Source organism: Microbacterium sp. SLBN-111, from assembly GCF_049739645.1.
Classification (GTDB): Bacteria; Actinomycetota; Actinomycetes; order Actinomycetales; family Microbacteriaceae; genus Microbacterium.
The window spans coordinates 61,408-84,488 of record NZ_JBMGQH010000001.1 but is presented as its reverse complement, the minus strand read 5'-3'; the positions used below and the strand labels follow the sequence as shown (position 1 = coordinate 84,488).

Here is a 23,081-nt window from a genome sequence, read left to right as displayed (position 1 = left end):
GGGGGTCTTGACACACGTCGGGGAGCGGGCGCACCATCGTTGTAGGCCAACTCAGCGCCCGGGAGACACGCAGGCATCGCCGCGGCACCGGGCGCTGAGTCTTTGTCCAGGGGGTTCGCGGGTGCGCAGTGCGTGCTTGGATGGTGTCATGACTGATCGCACCAAGCCGGAGTTCGACGCTCCCAGCGGCCCCGCCCCCTCCGACCTCGTTATCCGCGACATCATCGTCGGCGACGGCGACGAGGCCAAGCCCGGTGACACCGTCACCGTGCACTACGCCGGAGTCGAGTACGAGTCGGGCGAGGAGTTCGACTCGTCCTGGGGTCGCGGCGAGAGTATCCAGTTCCCGCTGCGCGGCCTGATCCAGGGCTGGCAGGACGGCATCCCGGGCATGAAGGTCGGCGGACGCCGCGAGCTCGTGATCCCCCCGCACCTCGCGTACGGTCCCGCCGGCGGCCACTTCCTCGGCGGCAAGACCCTCATCTTCATCATCGACCTGCTGAAGGTCGGCTGACCGAGCGTTTCACCGCCTGTTCACGCACCCGAGGGAGCTCCGGCCCCCTCGGGTTCGTGTTTTTCGGGAATCGTGGAATACATTCGGATGAATGCGAGTTGGACCCCGGCAGGACGCCGATCTGGCTCCCCAGACCTCAAGGAGTGACATGACCGACACGACCACGCTCGAGATCCCCGGCTACAAGGCGGGCACCTGGGTGCTCGACCCCTCGCACAGCGAGGTGACCTTCACGGTCCGCCACATGATGATCTCCAAGGTGCGCGGCACCTTCGGCATGAAGAGCGCCACCCTGGTCGCCCCTGAGAACCCGCTCGAGGCCACGGTCGAGGCGTCCGTCGACGTCACCTCGGTCGACACCAAGGACGAGGGTCGCGACCAGCACCTCCGCTCGGCCGAGTTCTTCGACACCGAGACCTACCCCACCATGGACTTCCGCTCGACCGGTGCCCGCGTCGAGAACGGCGACTTCCTCGTCGACGGCGAGCTCACCATCCGCGGCGTCAGCAAGCCCGCCACCTTCGCCATCGACTTCGGTGGCTTCGGCACCGACCCGTGGGGCAACTACAAGGCCGGCGCGACCGCCAAGACGGTCATCAACCGCGAGGACTACGGCCTCACGTGGAACGCCGCCCTCGAGACCGGCGGCGTGCTGGTCGGCAAGGACGTCACCATCGAGCTCGACCTGCAGTTCGCCCTCCAGGCCTGATCGCTCGACCCTTCACGACGGCCCCGGATGCTTCGGCATCCGGGGCCGTCGTCGTTTCCGGGTGTGCGGGGGCGCGGCTGTCCGGCGCGGGCGCGGCCCCGAGGCGCCGCGGTCAGGCGTGTGCCCGGCGCCCGAAGCGCACGCGCTCCTGCACGAGCAGGATGCCGAGGAACACGATGACCGCACCCGTGGGCTCGTTCCACGTGAGCCGCTCGTTCAGGACCAGGATGCCGAGGGCGACCCCGACGACCGGGGTGATGTAGGTCACGGTCGATGCGCGGGTCGGCCCCCACGCGCGCAGCGTGTTCTGGTTCCAGACGTAGGCGAGGCCCGTGCCGAGGACGCCGAGCGCGACGATGCTCCCGATCACCGCGGGAGTGAGGGTCATCGGCTCGGCGAGGATCAGCGGCGACAGCAGCAGCATGAGGAGCGCGGCCGGGCCGATGTAGCCGAAGGCGAACGCGATGCCCGACAGCCCGGCGTTCCCGAGGAACCGGCGCATGTACGCGAGGCTGAACCCGTAGCAGGCGGTGGCGCCGAGGAGCGCGAGCTGCGCGACCGTGCTGCCACCGAGGTCGGCGAGCGCGCCCGGGGCGATGATGACGACGACCCCCAGGATGCCGAGCGCGATCCCCGCGAGCTGGCCCGCCCGGAGTCGCTCGACGCGGAACACCGCCCACGCCATGATCGCCGTCATGATCGGCGTGGTGGCGTTGAAGATGCTCGCGAGTCCCGACGACACGTGCTGCTCCGCCCAGGCGAACAGCAGGAAGGGCACGACGCAGAACGTCACGCCGAGCACGCACAGGTGCGCCCAGATCCGCAGGTCCCGTGGCATCCGTTCCCGCCGGATCGCGACGACCGCCGCCAGGGCGAGCGCGCCGAAGAGCAGACGGCCGCCGGCGACCTGCGCGGGCGTCATGCCGGTGAGGGCGACGGCGATGAAGAGGAAGCTCGACCCCCACACGATGCCGGTGAGGACGAACTGCACCGTTACGGAGACGGGAGAGGGGGACGGAGCGGATGTCACGATCCCGACCCTAGGCCCGGGCTCCGACACGTGCCGGGGCGGCCGGCTCAGACGTCCGGAATCCGCCGGTCGTTGACCTTACGGCACCGGGTTCAGGGCGTCGTACTCGCGGAACCGCGGCGAGAAGCGCACGAGCACGCCGACGAGGGCGAGGATCAGGATGCCACCGAACAGCGGCGGCACCCACAGCGACGTGAGGGTCGCGAGCGTGCCGGCGTAGAGCGCGCCGACGCGGGGACCGCCGGCGACCACGACGATGAAGATGCCCTGGAGGCGTCCGCGCATGGCATCCGGAACCGCCGCCTGCATCATCGTCGAGCGATAGATGGCGCTGACGTTGTCGGATGCCCCGGAGACCGCCAGGACGATCGCCGCGAGCACGATCAGCACGACCGCGCCGGCGTTCTCGCCGGTGTCTGCCGGGCGCATCCACCCGAGCGTCGCGGCGAGGAGGATCACGCCGAACACCCCGATCGACAGACCGTAGACCTGGATCGCCCGCTCGATTCCGAGACCCTGACGGCGGACGCGGCCGACCGGTCCGGAGAAGAGGCTGGACAGGAACGCCCCCGCCGCGATCGCCGCGGTGAGGATACCGGTCGTGATCGCGCCGCCGCCGAGGAGGACCGCACCGATCGCGGGGAACAGGGCGATCGGTTGGCCGAACGTCATCGCGATGATGTCGAGCAGGTACTGCAGGCGGATGTTCGGGGCGCGGCGCAGGAACCGGACGCCGTCGCGGAACGACTCCAGGCCCGGCCGGACGATCTCACCCTCGGGCCGCAGGCGCGGCAGCGACCACAGGCCGAGGAACAGCGAGGTCATCAGCAGCACGTCGAGCGAGTAGGTCCACGCGTAGCCCGCGAACGCGACGAGGACGCCCGCGAGCGCCGGACCGGCCATCACCATGATCCCGACCGTGACGCCCTGCAGGGCCGCCGCGGCGGGCAGGAGGTTGCGGGGGAGGAGGCGAGGCGTGATCGCCGAGCGCGTGGCCATGACGATCGAGTTCGCGGCCGAGTTGACGACGCTGAGGACGAAGAGGGATGCCACGTTCTCCATGCCCGTCCACGCCAGGGCCGCGAGCAGAGCGGTGGACAGGAACGTCACGGAGGCGGCGAGGAGGGCCACGGTGCGACGGTCGAAGGCATCCGCGAGCATGCCGCCGTAGAGCCCCGCGAGGACCATCGGGACCAGGCCCGCGACGGCGATCATCGACACCGCGAACGTGCTCTGCGTCAACTCGAACACGTGCAGCATGACCGCGACGACCGTGAGCTGTCCGCCCATGCCCGACAACGTGGAACCGATCCACAGGCGCGCGAACGCCGGTGAGGAGGTGAGGGGGCGCAGGTCGATCAGCGCGCCGCCCCGGCTCACTCTCCGACCTCGACGCGCTTCACGCGGGCGGTGTGGCCGCGCAGGATCTCGACGTCGCGCGGCGGGACGCCGAAGTGTTCCGCGAGGGCGCGGACGACGCCCGCGTTCGCCGCACCGTCGGCGGCGCGCTCCCGCACGTGCACGAGGAGGCCGTCGGGTCCGTCCTCGACGAGGGGGCCGCGCCGGCTGCCGGGCTTCACGCGGACGGTGATCTGCACCCATCGAGGCTACGGCACCCCCGGGGCGTAGGGTTCGCGGACGGGTGGGTGGTGGCATCCGGATGCTGGTAGACTCATGCGGTTGCCGTTCGATCGGCCGCGGATAAAGAGAGCCCACGCATCAGGCGTCGGGCGCCGCGCAACGAAGAGGAAGGGGATCACCTATGGCACTGGAAGCAGACGTCAAGAAGGCGATCATCGAAGAGTACGCGACGCACCCCGGTGACACCGGATCCCCCGAGGTGCAGGTCGCGATGCTGACGCAGCGCATCAAGGACCTCACCGAGCACCTCAAGGCACACAAGCACGACCACCACTCGCGCCGTGGCCTGTTCCTGCTCGTCGGTCAGCGCCGTCGCCTGCTGGGTTACCTGCAGGAGGTCGACATCAACCGTTACCGCTCGCTCATCGAGCGTCTCGGTCTGCGTCGCTAATCGCACCAGCGTTCAATCGCGCAAAACATTCTTGGAAGGCCGCCCCACGGTGTGGGGCGGCCTTCGTCATTCCCGGGCGGCGTTGCGAAGCGCGTGCGCGGCGTTGCGAAGCGCGTGTGCGGCGCGATGTCGTCGCGCTGCGCAGCGCGTGCACGCTGTGCGCGTGCGACGGCGCCGGGTCGGTGGCATCCATCGATAAACGCGATCCACGGGCAGAAACGCGTCGTCAGCGCGTTTTCTCCCGTGGATCGCGTTTATCGGTAAGGGGGGCGGGAGTCTCAGGATGCCGCGCGGGCGGCGACCAGGTCCGGATGCCAGCGCTCGGCGACGTCGGGGTGGGCGCGCAGCCGCGACTTGAGGGCGTTCTCGCCGTAGGTGGCGTGGATCGGGTTCGTCGGGTCGTCCTCGACGCCGCGGGCCTCGGCGGCCAGCTCCGCGGGCAGGTCGATGATCGGGAGGACCGCGTCCAGGGCGGGGTTGAAGAAGAACGGCACCGAGATGCGCTCGTCGGGGAACCGCGGCGAGACGACGCGGTGGTTCGTCGCCGTCAGGTACCCCTGCGTGGCGTACTCGAGCAGCTCGCCGATGTTGACGACGAACGCGCCGGGCACCGGGGGAGCGTCCACCCACTCGCCGTCCCGGAGGACCTGGAGCCCGCCCTTGCCCGGCTCGACCCACAGCAGCGTGAGGACGCCGGAGTCCTTGTGCGCGCCGACGCCCTGCTGCGGCGTCGGGTCGTCCTTGCCGGGGTACCGCACGATCTTGATGAGCGTCTGCGGGTCGCCGAAGTGGCGGTCGAAGTACTCCTCCTCGGCGCCGAGGGAGAGCGCCCACGCGCGCAGGAGCGTCCGCGCGATCTCGGTCAGACGGTCGTGCCACTCGGTCACGACGTCGCGGAGCTCGGGCTGCGCGGCGGGCCACAGGTTGGGCCCGACGAGCCGGTTGTAGCCCGGGCCGTCCGGGTCGTTGATGGCCTCGCGCTCGGGACCGATGTCGATCTGCTCGCGCCAGTCGACGCGGCCCTGCGTCAGCTCGCCGCCGACCCGCGTGTATCCGCGGAAGTGGGGGCTCGTGACATTCTCGATCGCGAGCTTCTCCTCCTCCGGCAGGGCGAAGAAGTCCTTCGCGGCCTGGAGGAGCCGCGCTTCGAGTTCGGGGCTGATCCCGGTGCCCGTCAGGTAGAAGAAGCCCACGTCGCGCGTCGCGGTGCGCAGTTCGTCGCGGAAGCGGGCGGCGGCCTCGGGCCCCTGGTCGAGGAGCGAGAGGTCGAGGATCGGGAGGTTCAGCTCGGACATGGTTCGAGGCTAGGTCGGCCCGCGCCGACCTCGGGCGAATGTTGCCGACGGTTACCGCTTTCCGGTTGTCCGACGGCTGACCCGCCGGGCGGCGGGGTGCGAGGAGGGGCCGACATTGCGTAATCTAGACGAGTCAGGTGAGGCTGTCCTTACCTTCCGCGATTCCGCGGTCCCCACTCGAAACTCCGAAAGTCGGTCTTCGCCCGTGCTTGCCTCCTTCTTCGCCCCGTTCATCATCGGGCTGCGCGAGGGGCTGGAAGCTGCCCTCGTCGTGGGCATTCTGGTCGCCTACCTCACCAAGCTCGGGCGGCGCGACGCCCTGCCCCGGCTGTGGGTCGGCGTGGGCCTCGCGATCGCCCTGGCCGTGGTCATCGGCGCGATCTTCACGTTCGGCGCCTACGCCCTCACGACCCAGGCTCAGGAGCTCATCGGCGGCGGCCTCTCGGTGCTCGCGGTGGCGATGGTGACCTGGATGATCTTCTGGATGCAGAAGGCCGGGCGCACGCTGAAGTCGGGGCTCGAGGGCGGCATCGACCGTGCGCTGCAGGGCAGCGTGTGGGCGCTCGTTCTCGTCGGTTTCGTCTCGGTCGCCCGCGAGGGAGTCGAAACCACGCTGCTGCTGTGGTCGATGGTCCAGGGCCTCGGGAGCGAACCGCTCGCTCTCCTTGGAGCCCTCATCGGTCTGATCGCCGCGGCGCTGCTGGGCTGGCTCATCGCCCGCGGGATGCTGCGGCTGAACATCGGGCGGTTCTTCACCTGGACCGGCGCGTTCCTCGTCGTCGTCGCAGCGGGCGTGCTCGCGTACGCGGCGCACGATCTGCAGGAGGGCGGTGCCCTTCCCGGTCCGTTCGGAGCCGGCGCCCCGATCGACCCCGCCACCGGCGCCGTCGCGATCGGCTGGGCCGGATTCCCCTTCGGCTGGGCCTTCGACCTGTCCGGTGTCATCGCCCCGAGCGGCGGACTCGCCGCCCTCCTCCAGGCGACCGTCGGGTTCATGCCCCAGATGACCTGGCTCCAGGTCATCGCGTGGGTCGTGTACGTCGCCGTCGTGGTCCCCCTCTTCATCCGCGGTGTACGGGCGGGTCGTCGTCCCGCCGCGGTCGCCCCCTCCGCGCCCGCCTCCGCCGCAACCGCCCCCACCGCGGCCGCCCAGACTCCGGATGCCGCGCCCGCCGTGGCATCCACCGCCCACCCGAACGGAGCATCATGAACCCGACACGCCTCCTCGCGGCCACCGCCGCGGCCGGCGCGGCCGTCCTCGTCCTCTCGGGCTGCGTCGCCAAGACCGACGCCGCCTCCGCCGGAGCCCTCACCGTCACCTCGACGGCGGACGGCTGCGACGTCTCCGCAGCGACCGCGAGCAGCGGCACGCTCGCGTTCGACGTGGTGAACAAGGGCGACCAGGTCACCGAGTTCTATCTGCTCGCCTCGGACGGTCTGCGCATCGTCGGTGAGGTCGAGAACGTCGCTCCGGGAGCGTCGCGCAGCCTCACGGTGACGGCGCAGCCGGGCGATTACTTCACGCTCTGCAAGCCGGGCATGGTCGGCGACGGGGTCGGGAAGGCCGGCTTCACGGTCACCGGCGACGCGGTGGCGATCGACGGCGCCGACGCCGAGCAGAAGCAGCAGGCCATCGACCTGTACGCCGCGTTCGTGAAGGACCAGGTCGGGCAGCTGCTCCCGGCGGTGCAGACGTTCGCCGGCGTCTACGAGTCCGGTGACGATGCGGCCGCGCGCGACCAGTACCCCCGCGTGCGCGCGTACTACGAGCGCATCGAGCCGATCGCCGAGGCGCTGGGCGACCTCGACCCGCGCATCGACTACCGCGAAGTCGACGCGGCCGCCGAGGGACTGTCGTGGACCGGCTTCCACCGCATCGAGAAGGACCTGTGGGTTCCCGCGCAGGACGCGCTGAACGCCGACGGTGAGACCCCGGCCTGGAAGAACTGGGCGCCGTCCACCCCCGACGAGCGCGCGACCTACGGCCAGACCCTGATCAAGGACACGCAGGAGCTCTACGACTACGTCCACTCCGACGCGTTCGAGCAGGCGCTCACCGACCAGGGCGTTGCGGGCATCTCCAACGGCGCCATCGCGCTCCTCGACGAGGTCGCGACCGGCAAGATCAGCGGGGAAGAGGACTGGTGGTCGCACACCGACCTGTACGACTTCGCCGCCAACGTCGAGGGCTCGAAGATGGCCTTCTCGCTCGTGCGCGACTTCGCCGAGTCCAAGGGCGACAAGGGCGCCTCGCTCGTCACGCGGATCGACACCGGATACGCCGATCTCGAGGCCGCCCTGGCCAAATACGGCTCGGCCGACGCCGGCTTCGTGCCTTACACGCAGCTGACCGACGCGGACAAGCGCCAGCTCACTGATCTCATCAACGCGCTCGCCGAGCCGCTGTCGCAGCTCACCTCCACCGTCCTGGAGTGACCGTGACCGAAGAGCAGCCCGAGAAGGATGCCGATGGCGGCGTGTCCCGGCGCGACCTGATCGGCCTCGCGCTCGGCGCAAGTGCCACGAGTCTCGTCGTGGGCGCCGGCGCGGGTCTGGTCGGTGGCGCCGCCTACGGCCAGACGCAGGCGCGACAGGCGATGGATGCCGTGGCCTCGGCATCCGGCATCCATCAGCCGGGCATCACCACGCCGGTGCAGGAGCACCTGCACTTCGCGGCGTACGACATGATGGCGCGGACGACGCGCGACGACCTCGCGTCGCTGCTGTCGGACTGGACGTACGCGGCGACGCGCATGATGCAGGGTCTCGAGGTGAGCGCGACCGGTGCGGTCGGGGGCTCGCCCGAGGCTCCGCCGGACGACACGGGCGAGGCGCAGGGGTTGCCCGCCAGCAACCTGACGATCACGTTCGGGTTCGGCCCGTCGCTGTTCGACGACCGCTTCGGTCTCGCGGCGCAGCGTCCCGCCGGGCTCGAGCGTCTGCCCGCGTTCCTCGGCGACGACCTCGACCCCGAGCGTTCGGACGGGGATCTCTGCATCCAGGCGTGCGCCGACGACCCGCAGGTTGCGGTCCATGCGATCCGCAACCTCAGCCGCATCGCCTTCGGGCGCGCGAGCATCCGGTGGTCGCAGCTCGGGTTCGGCCGCACGTCGAAGACCACGGCCGACCAGTCGACCCCGCGCAACCTGTTCGGGTTCAAGGACGGCACGGCGAACATCCTCGCGAACGACGCCGCCGCCCTCGACGAGAACGTCTGGGTCCCGGCATCCGAGGGTCCGGCGTGGCTCGCGGGCGGGTCGTACCTGGTCGCGCGGCGCATCGCAATGCTCATCGAGACGTGGGACCGGACGCGCCTCGCCGAACAGGACCGGGTCGTCGGACGCGACAAAGCGCAGGGTGCTCCGCTCTCCGGCGGCGACGAGTTCGCGGCGCCCGATTTCACCGCGACGGATGCCACGGGCAAAACCCGCATCGACGCGCGCAGCCATGTGCGACTCGCGCATCCCGACATGAACAACGGCATCCGGATCCTCCGTCGCGGCTACAACTTCGTCGACGGGACCACGGATCTCGGGCGGCTGAACGCGGGTCTGTTCTTCCTGTCGTTCCAGCGGAGTCCCGACCGCTACATCACGCTGCAGAAGTCCCTGGCCACCGACGCGATGGGGGAGTACCTCAAGCACGTCGGCTCGGGTCTGTGGGCCGTGCCGCCCGCCCCGCAGGCCGGCGCGTCGATCGGCGCGGGGCTGCTCGGCGCCTGAGGCTGGGGCTCTCTTTCTCTCGCATAAACGCTCGGGCTCGGCGGAAACGCCGCGTCCGAGCGTTTCTGCTGAGCGGGAGCGTTTACGCAGGGGTGCCGGCGACCACCGGGAATAGATCTCGCGGTTCTGCGTTTCACGATGTATATTCAGATGCATACAAACAAGAGGGGCTCTGAACACGATGAACGCAGCGAACGAGACGAACAACTGGCCCGGGATGCAGTTCGGTGTCATGACGGTGAGCGACATCACCCAGGACCCGACCACCGGCAAGACCCCGAGCGAAGCCCAGCGCATCAAGGACACGCTCACGATCGCGAAGCACACCGAAGAGGTGGGGCTCGACGTCTTCGCGCTCGGCGAGCACCACAACCCGCCGTTCTGGTCGTCGTCGCCGACCACGACGCTCGCGTACATCGCGGCCCAGACCGAGCGTCTGATCCTCACGACCTCCACGACCCTCATCACCACGAACGACCCGGTGAAGATCGCCGAAGACTTCGCGATGCTGCAGCATGTGTCGGGCGGTCGCGCCGACCTCATGCTCGGCCGCGGAAACACCGGCCCGGTCTACCCCTGGTTCGGCAAGGACATCCGTCAGGGCCTGCCGCTGACCATCGAGAACTACGACCTGCTCCACAAGCTGTGGCGTGAGGACGTCGTCGACTGGGAGGGCAAGTTCCGCACCCCGCTGCAGGGCTTCACCTCGACCCCGCGTCCGCTGGACGGCGTTCCGCCGTTCGTCTGGCACGGGTCGATCCGTACGCCCGAGATCGCCGAGCAGGCCGCCTTCTACGGCAACGGCTTCTTCGCGAACAACATCTTCTGGCCCAAGGAGCACTACCAGCGCCTGATCATGCTGTACCGCGAGCGCTTCGCGCACTACGGTCACGGCACGCCGCAGCAGGCGATCGTCGGTCTCGGCGGCCAGGTGTTCATGCGGTCGAACTCGCAGGACGCCGTCAAGGAGTTCCGCCCGTACTTCGACAACGCGCCCGTCTACGGCCACGGCCCGAGCCTCGAGGACTTCAGCGAGATGACCCCGCTGACCGTCGGCTCGCCGCAGCAGATCATCGACCGCTACGCCGCCATGCGCGACACGTTCGGCGACTACCAGCGGCAGCTGTTCCTCATCGACCACGCCGGACTCCCGACCAAGACGGTGCTCGAGCAGCTCGACATCCTCGGTGGCGAGGTCGTGCCCGTGCTCCGCAAGGAGCTGCAGAAGAACCGTCCGGCCGAAGTGCCCGACGCTCCGACGCACGCGAACCTCGTCGAGAAGATCTACGCCGGCGCCGCTCCGCGCCAGGCCGTGCCCGGCGCGAACCGCGGTGACAACCTGACCGCCGGCAGCCCCTACCAGGACGCCCCGGCCAAGGCCGGCAGCTCCTTCGGTGCCGCCGCGACGCGAGTGGGGGCCTGACATGACCGCCCGTCGTATCGCGGTCGTGACCGCGGGACTCTCGACCCCCTCCTCGACGCGCATGCTGGGCGACCGGCTCGCACACGCGGCGCTCACCGAGCTCCGCGCGCGCGGGATCGACGCCACGAGCGACGTGTTCGAGCTGCGGGACTTCGCGCACGACCTGACCGACAACCTGCTGACGGGGTTCGCCCCGCCGGCACTCGAGCAGATGATCAACTCCGTGGTCTCGGCCGACGGCCTGATCGTCGTGACGCCGATCTTCTCGACGAGCTACTCGGGCCTGTTCAAGTCCTTCATCGACGTGCTCGACCCGCAGGCCCTGAGCGGCACGCCGGTCCTGCTCGGAGCGAACGCGGGCACCGCCCGCCACTCGCTCGCGATCGACTACGCCATCCGCCCCCTCTTCACCTACCTGCACGCGAACCCGGTTCCGACCGGGGTGTTCGCGGCATCCAGTGACTGGGGGTCCAACGCGGACGAGGTCGCGCCGCTGGGCGCGCGCGTCGACCGCGCCGCTCGGGAGTTCGCCGACGCGATCGCCGCGCGCGAGCCCGTGCAGGATGCCGACCCCTACGACCCCGCGTCGTACCTCGGCGCCGGCAAGTCCTTCGGTCACCTGCTCGGCGGTCTCGCCGGGGAGTGACCCGTTCGAAGCCCCGCTCTCCTCCGGGAGGGCGGGGCTTCGTGCTGCGCGTGATGCGCGTGCTGCACGGGCTGCACGGGCTGCGCGGGCGGCGCTGGCTCAGCCATCCGCGCAGCTTCGTCCGGTCGCGGGGATGCGGGCTGAGGTCGTGCGAATCGCTGAGCTTGTGCGGCCGAAGGGGGCGTCGCACGGATCACCCAGGTCCCGCGGCGGCCCTAGGGTGAGGGCATGGATGCCGCGCAGTGGGACGAGCGCTATCGAGCCTCGGCCGGAGGGGTGTGGGCGAGCGAGCCGCCCGCCGTCGTGCGGGAGATCGCCGCGCCGTTGACGCCGGGGACGGCCATCGACGTGGCTACGGGCGACGGGCGGACGGCGCTGTGGCTGGCCGCGCGCGGCTGGGACGTCACGGGCGTCGACTTCTCGGCCGAGGCCCTCGCGATTGCGGCGGACCGACTCGGTGGCGACGCCGTGTCGTGGGTCCGCGCCGATGTCCACGCGTGGGAGCCGGTGGCATCCGTCGATCTCGTGGTGTCGTGCTACCTGCACCTGAACGACAACGCCGCGGCGATCGCTCGCATCGCCGAGTGGGTGACGGTCGGCGGGACGCTCGTCGTCGTGGGACACGACGTCGAGAACATCGCCGCAGGCGGGCACGGACCGTCCGACCCCGCGATCCTCTACACGCCCGAGTTGTTGCGCGGGGCGCTCGGCGACCGGTTCCGCCTCGAGCGCTGCGAGCGCCTCACCCGCGACACGGCCGACGCCGAGCTCCGGGGCGGCCACGCCCATCCCGCGATCGACACGCTGCTTCACGCGGTGCGGGTGGGCTGAGCCGCGGCGCCCGCTCAGAGCACGATGTCGTCCGCGTCGCGCAGCTCGCGCACGCCGGTCGGCCGGACGCCCGGTCGCGCGAGGACGTCCGCGCCGGCGAGCTGCCCGACGTCCACGCGTGCCTCGACCGCGATGTCGCGGATCGGCACCTGGAAAGTCCGGAACGCGCCGAGCGGCGGCACGCGCAGCCCTCGCCGGGTGTCGACGAGCGCGCTCTGGTCGAGCACGAACCCGGCGGCGGCGAGCCCCGCGTCCGACCGCCAGGCCGCGATCTTCCAGAATCGCAGCGGAACCCGGATGCCACGGTACGGCGGATCGTCCGGACCGAGTACCGGCGCGGTGAACACCGCGAGCCGCTGATCGGTGCTCTCGGCGTAGGTGAGGACGTGATCCTCGAGCCCCAGCCACAGCTCCTTCGACTGATTGAAGCCCGCCGCCTGCGGGGCCGCGTTCGGATAGACGAACGTCGCGGCCGTGGCATCCCGAGCCTCCGCCACCGTGCCCCAGCCAGGGTCGCGACGGCGCACGAGATGCCCGCGGTCGAGGTCGTTGTCGGCGTACACCGCCGGACCCGCCTGCGCGTCGACGGCGACCCGCGGGTCGAGGTGCCACTCGCCGGTGCGCGGGAGGTCCTGCACGGTAGACCCGTCGATCACGACGCCCGTGACCGCGGCGAAGCGCCGCGCGGGGTCGAGCAGCACGGAGAACCGGGGGTAGTCGAGCCGTACCGTCTCGACGGCGGGGGAGGGAAGGGGCAGGGGGATGCCGAGGAACTCGGGGTCGAAGCCGTCGCTCATCGCTCCATCGTGCCCGGGCCCTCCGACATCGCGACAGACTGGGGCGATGGAACGGCTGGTGAAGACCCGGGACGACGCCCCCGCGGGATTCTTCGCGGCGGAGGCCGCGGGACTCGCGTGGCTCGCCGCCGCGGGCGGTGTCCGAACCGTCGAGGTGCTCGAGAGCGGGCCGACGCGAATCGTCCTCGAGCGCGTCGAGACCGTGCGCCCCACCGCGGCCGCCGCCGAGGAGTTCGGTGCCGCTCTCGCCGCGACCCACGATGCCGGCGCCCCCGCCTTCGGCACGCCACCGCCGGGATGGACGGGCGACATCTTCATCGGTCGCCGGACGCAGCCGGCGCGGCCCGCGCCGACGTGGGGCGCGTTCTACGCGGCCCAGCGCGTCGAGCCGTTCCTCGCTCCCGCCGTCGCGGCCGGGAACCTCACGGCATCCGGTGCCGAGGTCGTCCGGCGGGCGTGCGCGCTGATCGCCGCCGGGGCCTTCGACGACGCGGACGCCCCCGCGCGCCTGCACGGCGACCTGTGGGCGGGAAACGTGCTGTGGTCGGCCGAGGGTGTCGTGCTCATCGACCCCGCGGCGCACGGCGGCCACCGCGAGACCGACCTCGCGATGCTCGCGCTCTTCGGCTGCCCGTTCCTCGACCGCATTCTCGCGGCGTACGACGCTCGGCATCCGCTCCGTCCGGGCTGGCGCGAGCGCGTGCCCGTGCACCAGCTGCATCCGCTCGCGGTGCACGCGGCGGGGCACGGTCCGGCGTACGGCGACGAACTGGTCGATGCCGCCGAGCGCACGCTCGCGCTGGGGTGAGCCCGCTCCTGCTCGCAGGATCCGTGGTTCTTCGCAGCTTCGCGCCGAAATCCTGCGAAGAACGTGCGATTCTGCGAACTTCGGCGGCGAGACTCGAGCGGCCCTACGCCGATACGCCCCGCGCGGCCCGGCGCCGCGCGCGCCGCGCGAGCAGGAGGTCGATGCCGACGCCGATCCCCACGGCGACCACGATCGACACGATCACCGCGACCACCGGTCCGCCCGGGACGAGGGCGGCCACCACCGCGCCGATGACCGCCTGGTACGCGGCCCACGCCATCGCAGCGATCGCCGCCACTCCGAGGTACCGCGCGGGATTCACCCGCGCCGCACCCGCGGCGAGGTTGACCGCGAGCCGGGCGAACGGCACGAACCGGGCCGTGAACAGCACGACCGCGGCGTTGCGCTCCAGGCGGGCGCGCGCCCATTCCAGAGCGGAACGCACGCGCGGTCCGCGCATCCACGCCCAGCGTTCGACGCCGACGGCACGCCCGACGAGGTAGCAGCACAGGTCGCCGCAGAAGGCCGCCGCGCCCGCGACGAGGATGACCGCGAAGAGCGGGGGAGTGCCGTTGGCGACGGCCAGCGCGCCGAACGCGGTGACGGCCGCCTCACCCGGGATCACCACCAGGAACGCGTCCGCGAACACCAGCGCGGCCATGGCCGGCAGCGCCCACGGGCTCGCCGCGATCAGCCCGAGCCACGCATCGATCCCGTCCACGACGTCACTCTCCGTCGCGAATCGAGACGGGATGCCGACCGTGCGGTGACCCGGCGCGGAGCATCCGGTGAACATCGCGAACGTCGGGCCGCGATCGACGCCGCGGCGAGTCGCGGGGTCCCACCCTGGATGCGTGAGAGTCGCGCTGCTGGCCGAGTCCTTCCTCCCGCACATGAACGGGGTCACCGGTTCCGTTCTGCACGTCCTCCGCCATCTGGCGGAGGCCGGTCACGAGACGCTCGTGATCGCCCCGAAGTCCGGAGACGTCACCGCCGATCTGCACGGTGCCCGCGCCGAGCTCCTCCGCTCCGTGCCGCTGCCGTCGTACCCCGAGGTCCGCGTGGTGTTCGCACGCGCGGCACGCCTCGGCGCGCTGCTGCGGGAGTTCCGCCCCGACGTGGTGCATCTGGCATCCCCGTTCGTGCTCGGCTGGCAGGGACTCGCCGCCGCCGAAGCGCTGAAGATCCCGTCGGTCGCGGTGTACCAGACCGACGTCATCGCTTACGCGCAGAAGTATGGCCTGCCTCAGGCCACGGCGCTCGTCGCCGGACACGTCACGCGGCTCCACCGCCGTGCGACGCTCACCCTCGCGCCGTCCTCCGCGTCGTCGCGGCAGCTCGAGGAACTGGGCGTCGACCGGATCCGTCGCTGGGGCAGGGGAGTGGATGCCATCCGCTTCGCGCCCGAACACCGCGATGAGGCCTGGCGCGCCGAGGTCGCGCCGAACGGCGAGCGCATCGTCGGGTACGTCGGCCGTCTCGCGCCCGAGAAGCAGGTCGACGACCTGCGTGCGCTCGCCGATCTCCCGGGCACGCGTCTGGTGATCGTGGGCGACGGCCCGTCGCGTCCTGCCCTGGAGAAGGCGATCCCGGATGCCGTTTTCACCGGCCATCTGTCGGGCGGCGATCTCGCGCAGGCGATGGCGGGCTTCGACGTCTTCGTGCACCCCGGTGAGAGCGAGACCTTCGGTCAGACGATCCAGGAGGCGCTCGCGAGCGGCGTCCCCGTCGTCGCAACCGGTGTCGGCGGTCCCCTCGACCTCGTCCGCTCGAGCGTCGACGGGTGGCTGTACAAGCCGGGCGACCTCGACGACCTCCGCGACCGTGTCGCCGACCTCGTCGGTGACGAGTCCAAGCGGCAGGCGTTCGCGCGCGCGGCGCGGGAGGCGGTGGCGGGTCGCACGTGGGAGGCCCTCACCCGCGATCTCGTCGGGTACTACCGCGAAGCGGCGGCGCTGCGCGCGATGGACGAGGGCATGCTCGTCCGCGGCGGCGAGCGGCCCGAGGTGCCCGTGCAGCGGACCCGCGGACGGTGGACGCGCTTCGTGGCGCTCGGGGATTCGCTGACCGAGGGGCTGTGCGACGCGTCCCGGATGCCGTCGGGGCAGTTCCGCGGCTGGGCGGACCGCCTCGCGGAGCTCCTCGCGCACACGAGCGACGAGGGAACGTTCCAGTACGCCAACCTCGCGGTCCGCAGTCGTCGCGTGCGGCACCTCATCGACGAGCAGATCCCCGCCGCGCTGGCGATGCGGCCCGACCTCGTCTCGATCCTCATCGGGGCGAACGATCTCGTCGGACCCGCGCCGGTCATTCCGGCGCTCGTCGCCGAGGTCGAGTCGGCGGTGCGGGCGGTGCGCCGGACGGGCGCCGACGTGCTGCTCGTGACGACGTTCCTCCCGCGCCGGGCGGCCGCACGGATCTTCGCCCGCCGCTTCTCGGCCTACAACGTCGAGCTGCGGCGCATCGCTCGCGCGCACGGCGCGATCCTGCTCGACCTCGAGGCCGTGGCCGAGATCGGCGATCTCCCGCTGTGGGCCGACGACCTCGTGCACCTCCGTTCCCGCGGGCACCGGCTCGTGGCGTACCGCGCGGCCGAGGCGCTGGGCGTCCCCGACGCCGATGCGCTGCTCGGCCTCGACGAAGCGCTGCACGCCGACGACGACGTCCCGCAGGGCGGCTGGCTGATGCGCGACGCGCTGCCGTGGGTGTGGCGCCGGGTGCGCGGCCGCACCGCCGGCGACGGCATCCTGCCCAAGCATGACGGATACGTCGAGCTGCCCACGCGCGGTGACCGCCAGCGCCAGCGCGCGACGTCCTGAGGCGTGCCGACCGCTCAGTACCAGCCGGTCGCCTCGGAGTGCGCCCACGCACCGCACGGGGAGCCGTAGCGAGACCTGATGTACGACAGGCCCCAGGCGATCTGCGTCGCGGCGTTCGTCCGCCAATCGGGACCGGCGGCGGCCATCTTGTCTCCGGGAAGAGCCTGAGGGATGCCATAGGCACCGCTTCCGGGGTTGTAGGCGTCCGCGCGCCAGCCGGATTCGCGGTTCCACAGCGAGACCAGGCACGAGAACTGGTCGTCGCCCCAGCCGTAGCCGCCGAGCGCGCCTCGCGCGTAGTCGCGCGCCTGGGCGGGGCTCATCGTCGGACCCGCCGGCGCCGTGGACCCGCCGCCCCCGCCCGAGCCGGAACCCCCGCCGGAGCCGGAACCGGAGCCCCCGCCCGAGCCGGAGCCCCCGCCGGAACCGGAGCCGCCCGAGCCCGACCCGTCGCCGGAACCCGACCCGCTCGAGCCCCCGCCCGACGAAGCCCCGCCCCCCGACGAAGCCCCGCCACCCGACGAAGACCCGCCCCCGGAAGTCGCGGCCCCGCCGCCGGTCGCGCCCCCGGGCTGGGCCGCCTGTGCGGCGGTCTGCTGGGCCAGCCGGGCCGCGCGCTCCTGTGCGGCCGTGGTCTCGCGCAGCGCCGCGAGCTGCGCGAACAGCGCGTCGAGCCGGCCCTGGGTCTCCGTGACGACGGATGCTTCGGCATCCGCTTCCGTGTTCGCCGCGGCGGCGGTCGTCTCCGCCTCGGTCGCGAGCCGCGCGGCCTCGGCCCGCGCGTCCTCCGCCTGCGTGCGGAGCGACGTCGCGACATCGGCGGCGCTGCGCGCCTCCCCGACGGTGCGCGCCGTCAGCGTCGTCACCCGATCCAGGATGCCGAGCCGGTCGAGCAGCGAATCGGGGTCGGCCGTCGTCAGCAACTGCGCCACGAGCGGGCCGTCGACGGTCGAGCGGTAGAGCCGGGACGCACTCGCGCCGGCGCGGGCGCTCGCCGCGGCGAGGGCGGAGTCGGCCGCGGTGCTCTGCGCGGTGAGGGCGTCGGCGCGTGCGGCCGTGCTCGCGGCGAGCTCCCGCGCGCGTTCGGCGGCGGCGGAGGCGTCCAGCGCCCGGCTCGACGCCGCCGCGGCCTGGGTCTGAGCGGCATCCAACTGCTGTTCGATCGCGCGGACGGCGGGATCGTCGTCATCGGCCGCGGTCACGTGCAGGGGAGTGGCCGTCGCGCCGCCCGCGGGGGTCGCCACAAGGGCTCCGCACACGAGCACACACGCGGCCAGCGTGTGACGCGTGTGACGTCTGAGGCCCATGAGGCGAGGGTACGGCACTCCCGCGAGCCGAACCAGCCGGGAAAGCGGGGCACTGATAGGCTCTCGGAGGGTGCCGCCATGGCATCCGCTCAATTACACATGAGCTCACGGAGCAGGCCGGCAGACGCTGGTCCCCTGTGGTGGACTCCCCGTCAGATGCCGGGTGGTCGTCTACTGGTGGCCAGTCGCCGGGATTTCCGGGCCGACGAGTCGGCGCGCCCTTTCTGCCTGTTCCTGCTCCTTCGCATGTCAGCTCGTCGCCCACACGGGGCGCCGAGCCTAAACAAAGAAGGAGGGACCTCTTGGAAGGTCCAGAAATCACCGCCGCTGAAGCCGTTCTCGACAACGGCCGCTTCGGCACCCGCACCGTTCGCTTCGAAACCGGTCGTCTCGCGCAGCAGGCGCAGGGCTCGGTCGCCGCGTACCTCGACGAAGAGACCATGCTTCTCTCGGCCACCAGCGCCGGAAAGCACCCGCGTGAAGGCTTCGACTTCTTCCCGCTGACCGTGGACGTCGAGGAGCGCTCCTACGCCGCCGGCAAGATCCCCGGCTCGTTCTTCCGCCGCGAGGGTCGCCCGTCCACCGAGGCCATCCTCGTGTGCCGTCTCATCGACCGCCCGCTGCGTCCGTCGTTCGTCGACGGTCTCCGCAACGAGGTCCAGATCGTCGTGACCGTGCTCTCGATCGCGCCGGGCGAGTTCTACGACGCCCTCGCCATCAACGCCGCGTCGCTGTCGACTCAGATCTCGGGTCTGCCGTTCTCGGGCCCGATCGCGGGTGTCCGTCTCGCGCTCATCCCCGGTCACGGCGAGCACGCCGACCAGTGGGTCGCGTTCCCGACCGCCGCGCAGCTCGAGGACGCCGTCTTCGACCTGATCGTCGCCGGTCGCGTCCTGGAGGACGGCGACGTCGCGATCATGATGGTCGAGGCCGAGGCCACCGAAGGCAGCTGGAACCTCATCAAGGGCGGCGCCACCAAGCCGAACGAGCAGGTCGTGGCCGAGGGCCTCGAGGCCTCGAAGCCCTTCATCCGCGAGCTCGTCGCCGCGCAGAACGTCGTGGCGAACACCGCGGCGAAGGAGATCCAGCCGTACCCGGTCTTCCCCGCGTACAGCTCCGAGGTCTACGACTTCGTCGCCGGCCGCTCCTACGACGACCTCGTGGGCGTGTACCAGATCGCCGACAAGCAGGAGCGTCAGAACGCCGACGACGCCGTCAAGGACCGCGTCAAGGCCGAGCTGATCGCCGCCGTCGAGGCGGGCGAGCTGCCCGCCGGGGCTCCGCTGGAGTTCGCCGGCGCGTACAAGTCGGTCACGAAGAAGATCGTGCGCGGTCGCATCCTCACCGAGGGCGTCCGCATCGACGGCCGCGGTCTGGCCGACATCCGTCCGCTCGACGCCGAGGTGCAGGTCATCCCGCGCGTCCACGGTTCGGCGATCTTCCAGCGCGGCGAGACCCAGATCCTGGGCGTCACCACGCTGAACATGCTCAAGATGGAGCAGCAGATCGACTCGCTGTCGCCCGTGACGCACAAGCGTTACATGCACCACTACAACTTCCCGCCGTACTCGACCGGTGAGACCGGTCGCGTGGGTTCGCCGAAGCGTCGCGAGATCGGGCACGGCTTCCTCGCCGAGCGCGCCCTCGTCCCGGTTCTGCCGAGCCGCGAGGAGTTCCCGTACGCGATCCGTCAGGTCTCCGAGGCGCTGGGCTCCAACGGCTCGACCTCGATGGGCTCGGTGTGCGCCTCGACCCTGTCGCTGCTGAACGCGGGTGTGCCGCTGCGCGCGCCCGTCGCCGGTATCGCGATGGGTCTCGTGTCCGACGAGGTCGACGGCCAGACGCGCTACGCCGCGCTGACCGACATCCTCGGCGCCGAGGACGCCCTCGGCGACATGGACTTCAAGGTCGCGGGCACGAGCGAGTTCGTCACGGCGATCCAGCTCGACACCAAGCTCGACGGCATCCCGTCGTCCGTGCTGACCGCCGCGCTGCAGCAGGCCCGTGAGGCGCGCCTCACGATCCTCAGCGTCCTCAACGCCGCGATCGACGCTCCCGACGAGATGGCGCCGACCGCGCCGCGCGTCATCAGCGTGCAGATCCCGGTCGACAAGATCGGCGAGCTGATCGGCCCCAAGGGCAAGACGATCAACGCGATCCAGGACGAGACCGGCGCCGACATCTCCATCGAGGAGGACGGCACCGTCTACATCGGCGCGACCGACGGCCCCTCGGCCGAGGCCGCCCGCGCCCAGGTCAACGCGATCGCCAACCCCACCAACCCCGAGGTCGGCGAGCAGTTCCTGGGTACGGTCGTCAAGATTGCGACCTTCGGTGCGTTCATCTCGCTCCTGCCCGGCAAGGACGGCCTGCTGCACGTCAGCGAGGTCCGCAAGCTTGCCGGTGGCAAGCGCGTCGAGAACGTCGAGGACGTCCTGTCCGTCGGCCGCAAGATCCTGGTGCGCATCACCAAGATCGACGACCGCGGCAAGCTGTCGCTCGAGCCCGTGCTCGACGAGGCCGCCACGACGCCCGAGCCCGCGGACACGCAGAGCTCGGCCGCCGCGAGCGAGGGCCCGGAGGCTCCCGCCGAGGGCTGATCCCTCTTCACCGGATGCCCGTCCCGCTTCGCGCGGGGCGGGCATCCGTGCATTTCGCCCTCTTCGCGGCCGATGCTCCCGCCGGAACCAAGCGTTATGCAATGTTTACCGCCGAGCCGGGCGAATCGGGAGCGGTCGTCCGGGGAGGCCCTACCCTCGAACTACGCGTCGGGGGGCGCAGCGGGTGCCGTCGGCATCCCGTCCCCGGCGCATCGAGGAGAGGCCCATGAGCGGCTCGGGCGTCGAGGAGACGACCCCGCCGCCCCTGCGCCGGAACCGGGTGGTGCAGCCGCCCGCCCCCGCTCCTCACCCCTCCGCGCCCGTGACCCTCCAGGGCCCAGGTCTCGGCTCGCACGTCCGGGTCGCACTCGGCGAGACCGGTTTCGACGTCTTCCCCCTGTTCCTCGGGGGCGGCGAGTTCGGCTGGAACGTCGACGCGTCGGCGAGCCACGAGATCCTCGACACGTACGTCGAACTCGGCGGCAACGCGATCCACACGGCCGACAGCTACGCGGCGGGCCGCAGCGAGCACATCATCGGTTCCTGGATGAAGGACCGCCGCATGCGCGACGACATCGTGCTCGCGGTGCGTGTCGGGCGGCATCCGGACAATCCCGGACTCGGCTCGGTGAACCTGGTCCGCGCCGTTGAGGCGTCGCTGAGTCGCCTGGGCACCGACCGCATCGACGTCCTCTCGCTGGATGCCGTCCGCGGCGACACCGCGGTGCTCGAGGACACTCTCGCGACGTGCGAGTGGCTCGTCGAGAGCGGCAAGGTCCGCGCGATCGGCGCGCACGGCTACACCGCGTCGCAGTTGGTGGAGGCCCGCATCCTGTCCTCGGCGGGGTACCCGCGCGTGACGGTGCTCGACGTGCCGTACAACGTGCTGCGGCGCGAGGAGTTCGACGGGGATCTCCGACTCATCGCCTCGGCGCAGGGCATCGCCGTGACGCCCTCGCACCCGCTCGCCCACGGCTTCCTCGCGGGCGAGACGCGCACGCGCGGCCAGCGCGCCACCTCGGTGCGCGGTTCGCAGCTCGCCGCCCACCTGAACCGTCGCGGCTCCCGCGTCCTGCGCGCGCTCGACGCGATCGGCGACGAACTGGGGATCCCGGATGCCGCCGTCGCGATGGCGTGGTTGCTCGCGCAGAAGGCGGTCACCGCTCCGATCGTGAACGCGTTCGCGCCGCGCCACGTCGTGGAGTGCATGCGGGCCGTGGGCGTGCGGCTCAGCCGCGCCCAGCTGTCGGACATCGCTCGCGCCGCCGAGTGAACGGCCGTCGGTCGGGGGCGTGACGTAGGCTGGAAGTGTTCTGCGGGGGGCCCGCACACTGACAACGAGGTGAGCCGACGTGACGCATTACATCTACCTGGTGCGCCATGGTGAGCACCAGGATGCCGAGCACGGGCTCACCGACGGGCCGCTGTCGCCGCGCGGACAGCGTCAAGCCGCGCTCCTCGCCGACCGCCTGTCCGGACTCCCGCTGGATGCCGTGTGGCACTCGCCCCTCGAGCGTGCCGCGCAGACCGCCCGTGCGGTCGCCGAACGTCTCCCGTCCGTCACGCCCGAGGCATCCGCTCTGCTCTTCGACTGCGTTCCGACGGGCATGACGCCCGAGACGCCCGCGGCGTACGAGCCGTTCTTCGGCGGCGTGACCGAGGCCGAGATCGAGGCCGGGCGCGCGCAGATGGAGGATGCCACGGCCGAATTCCTCGCGCGGAAGACGGGCGAGGTGCACGAGCTGCTGATCACGCACAACTTCGTGATCGCCTGGTTCGTGCGCGAGGTCCTGCAGGCCCCGGACTGGCGTTGGATGACGATCAACCAGGCCTACTGCGGTCTCACCGTCATCGCGCAGAAGAAGGGCCGCCCCTGGACGCTGCTGTCGCACAACGACCTGGCGCACCTCCCCGTGGAGCTGCGCACGGGTCTCGTGGACCCGCTCCCGGTCTGAGCGGGCGAGGGAACTCGCAGAATCCGACGAAAATCGCAGCATTCGCCGCGAGATCTGCGAAGTTCGGGCGAATCTGCGAATTTCGCTGTCAGGCCAGCAGCTTCCCGTACCAGCGCGTCGCGTTGGCGTTGTCGTTGTACGGCGGGATCGCCTCGAACCCCGACCGCGCGTAGAGGCCGCCCGCGGCCTCGAGCGTGTGGTGGGTGTCGAGGACGAGTTCCGCGGCGCCGCGCTCGCGGGCCCGGCGCTCGAGGTCGTCGAGGATCACGCGGCCCCAGCCGCGTCCGCGTCCGCTGTCGCGGACGAACAGGTGCTTGACCTCGTCGCGCGGGCCGTGCGGGCCGTCCTCGATCCGGCGGATGCCACCGCACCCGGCGGGTCGGCCCTCATCGTCGTCCAGCACGACGAAGACGCCGGCCGGCTCCGCGAACGTCGCCGAGGAGGGGAACACCGTGCGGTACGCCCCGCCGGGGAAGATCGCGGCGCGCAGGCCGAAGTACTCCTCGAGGAGCGCGTGCGCGTCGGGGGCGTCGACGGGAGACGTACGAATCGAGACCATCCGTCGATGCTAGGCGAGCGGCACCCCGGCGCGT

At 71.3% G+C, this 23,081-nt stretch carries 22 protein-coding genes; 14 read left to right on the top strand and 8 right to left on the bottom strand.

Annotated elements, in window-relative coordinates:
• The first annotated feature begins 148 nt into the window (after positions 1-148).
• Positions 149-514: an FKBP-type peptidyl-prolyl cis-trans isomerase gene (locus RKD05_RS00430; protein WP_013583439.1), complete on the top strand. Its 366-nt coding sequence runs from the start codon at positions 149-151 to the stop codon at positions 512-514.
• Between the two features lie 148 nt (positions 515-662).
• A complete protein-coding gene (locus RKD05_RS00425; protein WP_022879808.1) occupies positions 663-1,223 on the top strand; it encodes a YceI family protein in 561 nt (186 codons plus the stop codon).
• 112 nt (positions 1,224-1,335) lie between these two features.
• Here RKD05_RS00425 and RKD05_RS00420 read toward each other — a convergent pair whose 3' ends face one another.
• From RKD05_RS00420 to RKD05_RS00410, 3 genes are all read right to left on the bottom strand, one after another.
• Complete coding sequence (locus RKD05_RS00420; protein WP_424707348.1) at positions 1,336-2,253, bottom strand: DMT family transporter; 918 nt, start codon at positions 2,251-2,253, stop codon at positions 1,336-1,338.
• 78 nt (positions 2,254-2,331) lie between these two features.
• Positions 2,332-3,633, bottom strand: a complete 1,302-nt coding sequence (locus RKD05_RS00415; RefSeq protein WP_424707347.1) for an MFS transporter — start codon at positions 3,631-3,633, stop codon at positions 2,332-2,334.
• Positions 3,630-3,851: a DUF167 domain-containing protein gene (locus RKD05_RS00410; RefSeq protein ID WP_424707345.1), complete on the bottom strand. Its 222-nt coding sequence runs from the start codon at positions 3,849-3,851 to the stop codon at positions 3,630-3,632. The genes RKD05_RS00415 and RKD05_RS00410 overlap by 4 nt, the downstream gene beginning before the upstream one ends.
• Positions 3,852-4,015: 164 nt before the next feature.
• Between RKD05_RS00410 and rpsO the strand changes: the two genes are divergently transcribed.
• Positions 4,016-4,285 carry a 30S ribosomal protein S15 gene (gene rpsO / locus RKD05_RS00405; RefSeq protein ID WP_058598104.1) on the top strand — a complete coding sequence of 90 codons (270 nt, stop codon included), beginning with the start codon at positions 4,016-4,018 and terminating at the stop codon, positions 4,283-4,285.
• A 278-nt stretch (positions 4,286-4,563) separates the two neighbouring features.
• On the opposite strand, the gene RKD05_RS00400 is transcribed toward rpsO, so the two are convergent.
• Positions 4,564-5,580, bottom strand: a complete 1,017-nt coding sequence (locus RKD05_RS00400; protein WP_063257983.1) for an isopenicillin N synthase family dioxygenase — start codon at positions 5,578-5,580, stop codon at positions 4,564-4,566.
• 205 nt (positions 5,581-5,785) lie between these two features.
• Here RKD05_RS00400 and efeU point away from each other — a divergent pair, with 205 nt between their 5' ends.
• The 6 genes from efeU (at position 5,786) to RKD05_RS00370 (ending at position 12,202) form a co-directional block, all read left to right on the top strand.
• Entirely contained in the window at positions 5,786-6,790 is a 1,005-nt protein-coding gene (gene efeU, locus RKD05_RS00395; RefSeq protein ID WP_424707344.1) for an iron uptake transporter permease EfeU, read from the top strand.
• Positions 6,787-8,016, top strand: coding sequence for an iron uptake system protein EfeO (efeO, locus tag RKD05_RS00390; RefSeq protein ID WP_424707343.1), 1,230 nt, complete (start codon positions 6,787-6,789; stop codon positions 8,014-8,016). Before efeU ends, efeO begins: the two co-directional genes overlap by 4 nt.
• Positions 8,013-9,302: an iron uptake transporter deferrochelatase/peroxidase subunit gene (gene efeB / locus RKD05_RS00385; RefSeq protein ID WP_424707342.1), complete on the top strand. Its 1,290-nt coding sequence runs from the start codon at positions 8,013-8,015 to the stop codon at positions 9,300-9,302. Before efeO ends, efeB begins: the two co-directional genes overlap by 4 nt.
• 217 nt (positions 9,303-9,519) lie before the next feature.
• A complete protein-coding gene (locus tag RKD05_RS00380) occupies positions 9,520-10,725 on the top strand; it encodes an LLM class flavin-dependent oxidoreductase (protein WP_156496061.1) in 1,206 nt (401 codons plus the stop codon).
• 1 nt (position 10,726) lies between these two features.
• The gene (locus RKD05_RS00375; RefSeq protein WP_063257978.1) at positions 10,727-11,371 is read left to right on the top strand and encodes a CE1759 family FMN reductase; all 645 of its coding nucleotides are present in this window, start codon (positions 10,727-10,729) and stop codon (positions 11,369-11,371) included.
• A gap of 228 nt (positions 11,372-11,599) precedes the next feature.
• Entirely contained in the window at positions 11,600-12,202 is a 603-nt protein-coding gene (locus tag RKD05_RS00370; protein WP_424707340.1) for a class I SAM-dependent methyltransferase, read from the top strand.
• 14 nt (positions 12,203-12,216) lie between these two features.
• Here the strand turns inward: RKD05_RS00370 and RKD05_RS00365 are convergent, their stop codons facing one another.
• The gene (locus tag RKD05_RS00365; protein WP_424707338.1) at positions 12,217-12,999 is read right to left on the bottom strand and encodes a DNA/RNA non-specific endonuclease; all 783 of its coding nucleotides are present in this window, start codon (positions 12,997-12,999) and stop codon (positions 12,217-12,219) included.
• Positions 13,000-13,045: 46 nt separating this feature from the next.
• Between RKD05_RS00365 and RKD05_RS00360 the strand changes: the two genes are divergently transcribed.
• Entirely contained in the window at positions 13,046-13,807 is a 762-nt protein-coding gene (locus RKD05_RS00360) for a fructosamine kinase family protein (protein WP_424707336.1), read from the top strand.
• 103 nt (positions 13,808-13,910) lie between these two features.
• On the opposite strand, the gene RKD05_RS00355 is transcribed toward RKD05_RS00360, so the two are convergent.
• The gene (locus RKD05_RS00355; protein WP_424707334.1) at positions 13,911-14,528 is read right to left on the bottom strand and encodes a DedA family protein; all 618 of its coding nucleotides are present in this window, start codon (positions 14,526-14,528) and stop codon (positions 13,911-13,913) included.
• 133 nt (positions 14,529-14,661) lie between these two features.
• Here RKD05_RS00355 and RKD05_RS00350 point away from each other — a divergent pair, with 133 nt between their 5' ends.
• A complete protein-coding gene (locus RKD05_RS00350) occupies positions 14,662-16,626 on the top strand; it encodes a glycosyltransferase (protein ID WP_424707333.1) in 1,965 nt (654 codons plus the stop codon).
• Positions 16,627-16,640: 14 nt separating this feature from the next.
• Here the strand turns inward: RKD05_RS00350 and RKD05_RS00345 are convergent, their stop codons facing one another.
• Positions 16,641-17,933 carry a hypothetical protein gene (locus RKD05_RS00345; protein WP_424707332.1) on the bottom strand — a complete coding sequence of 431 codons (1,293 nt, stop codon included), beginning with the start codon at positions 17,931-17,933 and terminating at the stop codon, positions 16,641-16,643.
• 302 nt (positions 17,934-18,235) lie between these two features.
• Here RKD05_RS00345 and RKD05_RS00340 point away from each other — a divergent pair, with 302 nt between their 5' ends.
• The 3 genes from RKD05_RS00340 to RKD05_RS00330 all read left to right on the top strand — a co-directional run bounded on the left by RKD05_RS00340 (position 18,236) and on the right by RKD05_RS00330 (position 22,488).
• Complete coding sequence (locus tag RKD05_RS00340) at positions 18,236-20,533, top strand: polyribonucleotide nucleotidyltransferase (RefSeq protein ID WP_022877226.1); 2,298 nt, start codon at positions 18,236-18,238, stop codon at positions 20,531-20,533.
• A gap of 226 nt (positions 20,534-20,759) precedes the next feature.
• On the top strand, positions 20,760-21,806 hold the full coding sequence (locus RKD05_RS00335; RefSeq protein ID WP_424707330.1) for an aldo/keto reductase: 1,047 nt from the start codon (positions 20,760-20,762) through the stop codon (positions 21,804-21,806).
• Positions 21,807-21,885: 79 nt separating this feature from the next.
• Positions 21,886-22,488 (top strand): histidine phosphatase family protein, encoded by a 603-nt coding sequence (locus tag RKD05_RS00330; protein WP_022877228.1) that lies wholly within the window; start codon positions 21,886-21,888, stop codon positions 22,486-22,488.
• An 88-nt stretch (positions 22,489-22,576) separates the two neighbouring features.
• Here RKD05_RS00330 and RKD05_RS00325 read toward each other — a convergent pair whose 3' ends face one another.
• A complete protein-coding gene (locus RKD05_RS00325) occupies positions 22,577-23,047 on the bottom strand; it encodes a GNAT family N-acetyltransferase (RefSeq protein ID WP_424707328.1) in 471 nt (156 codons plus the stop codon).
• Between the last annotated feature and the right edge of the window lie 34 nt (positions 23,048-23,081).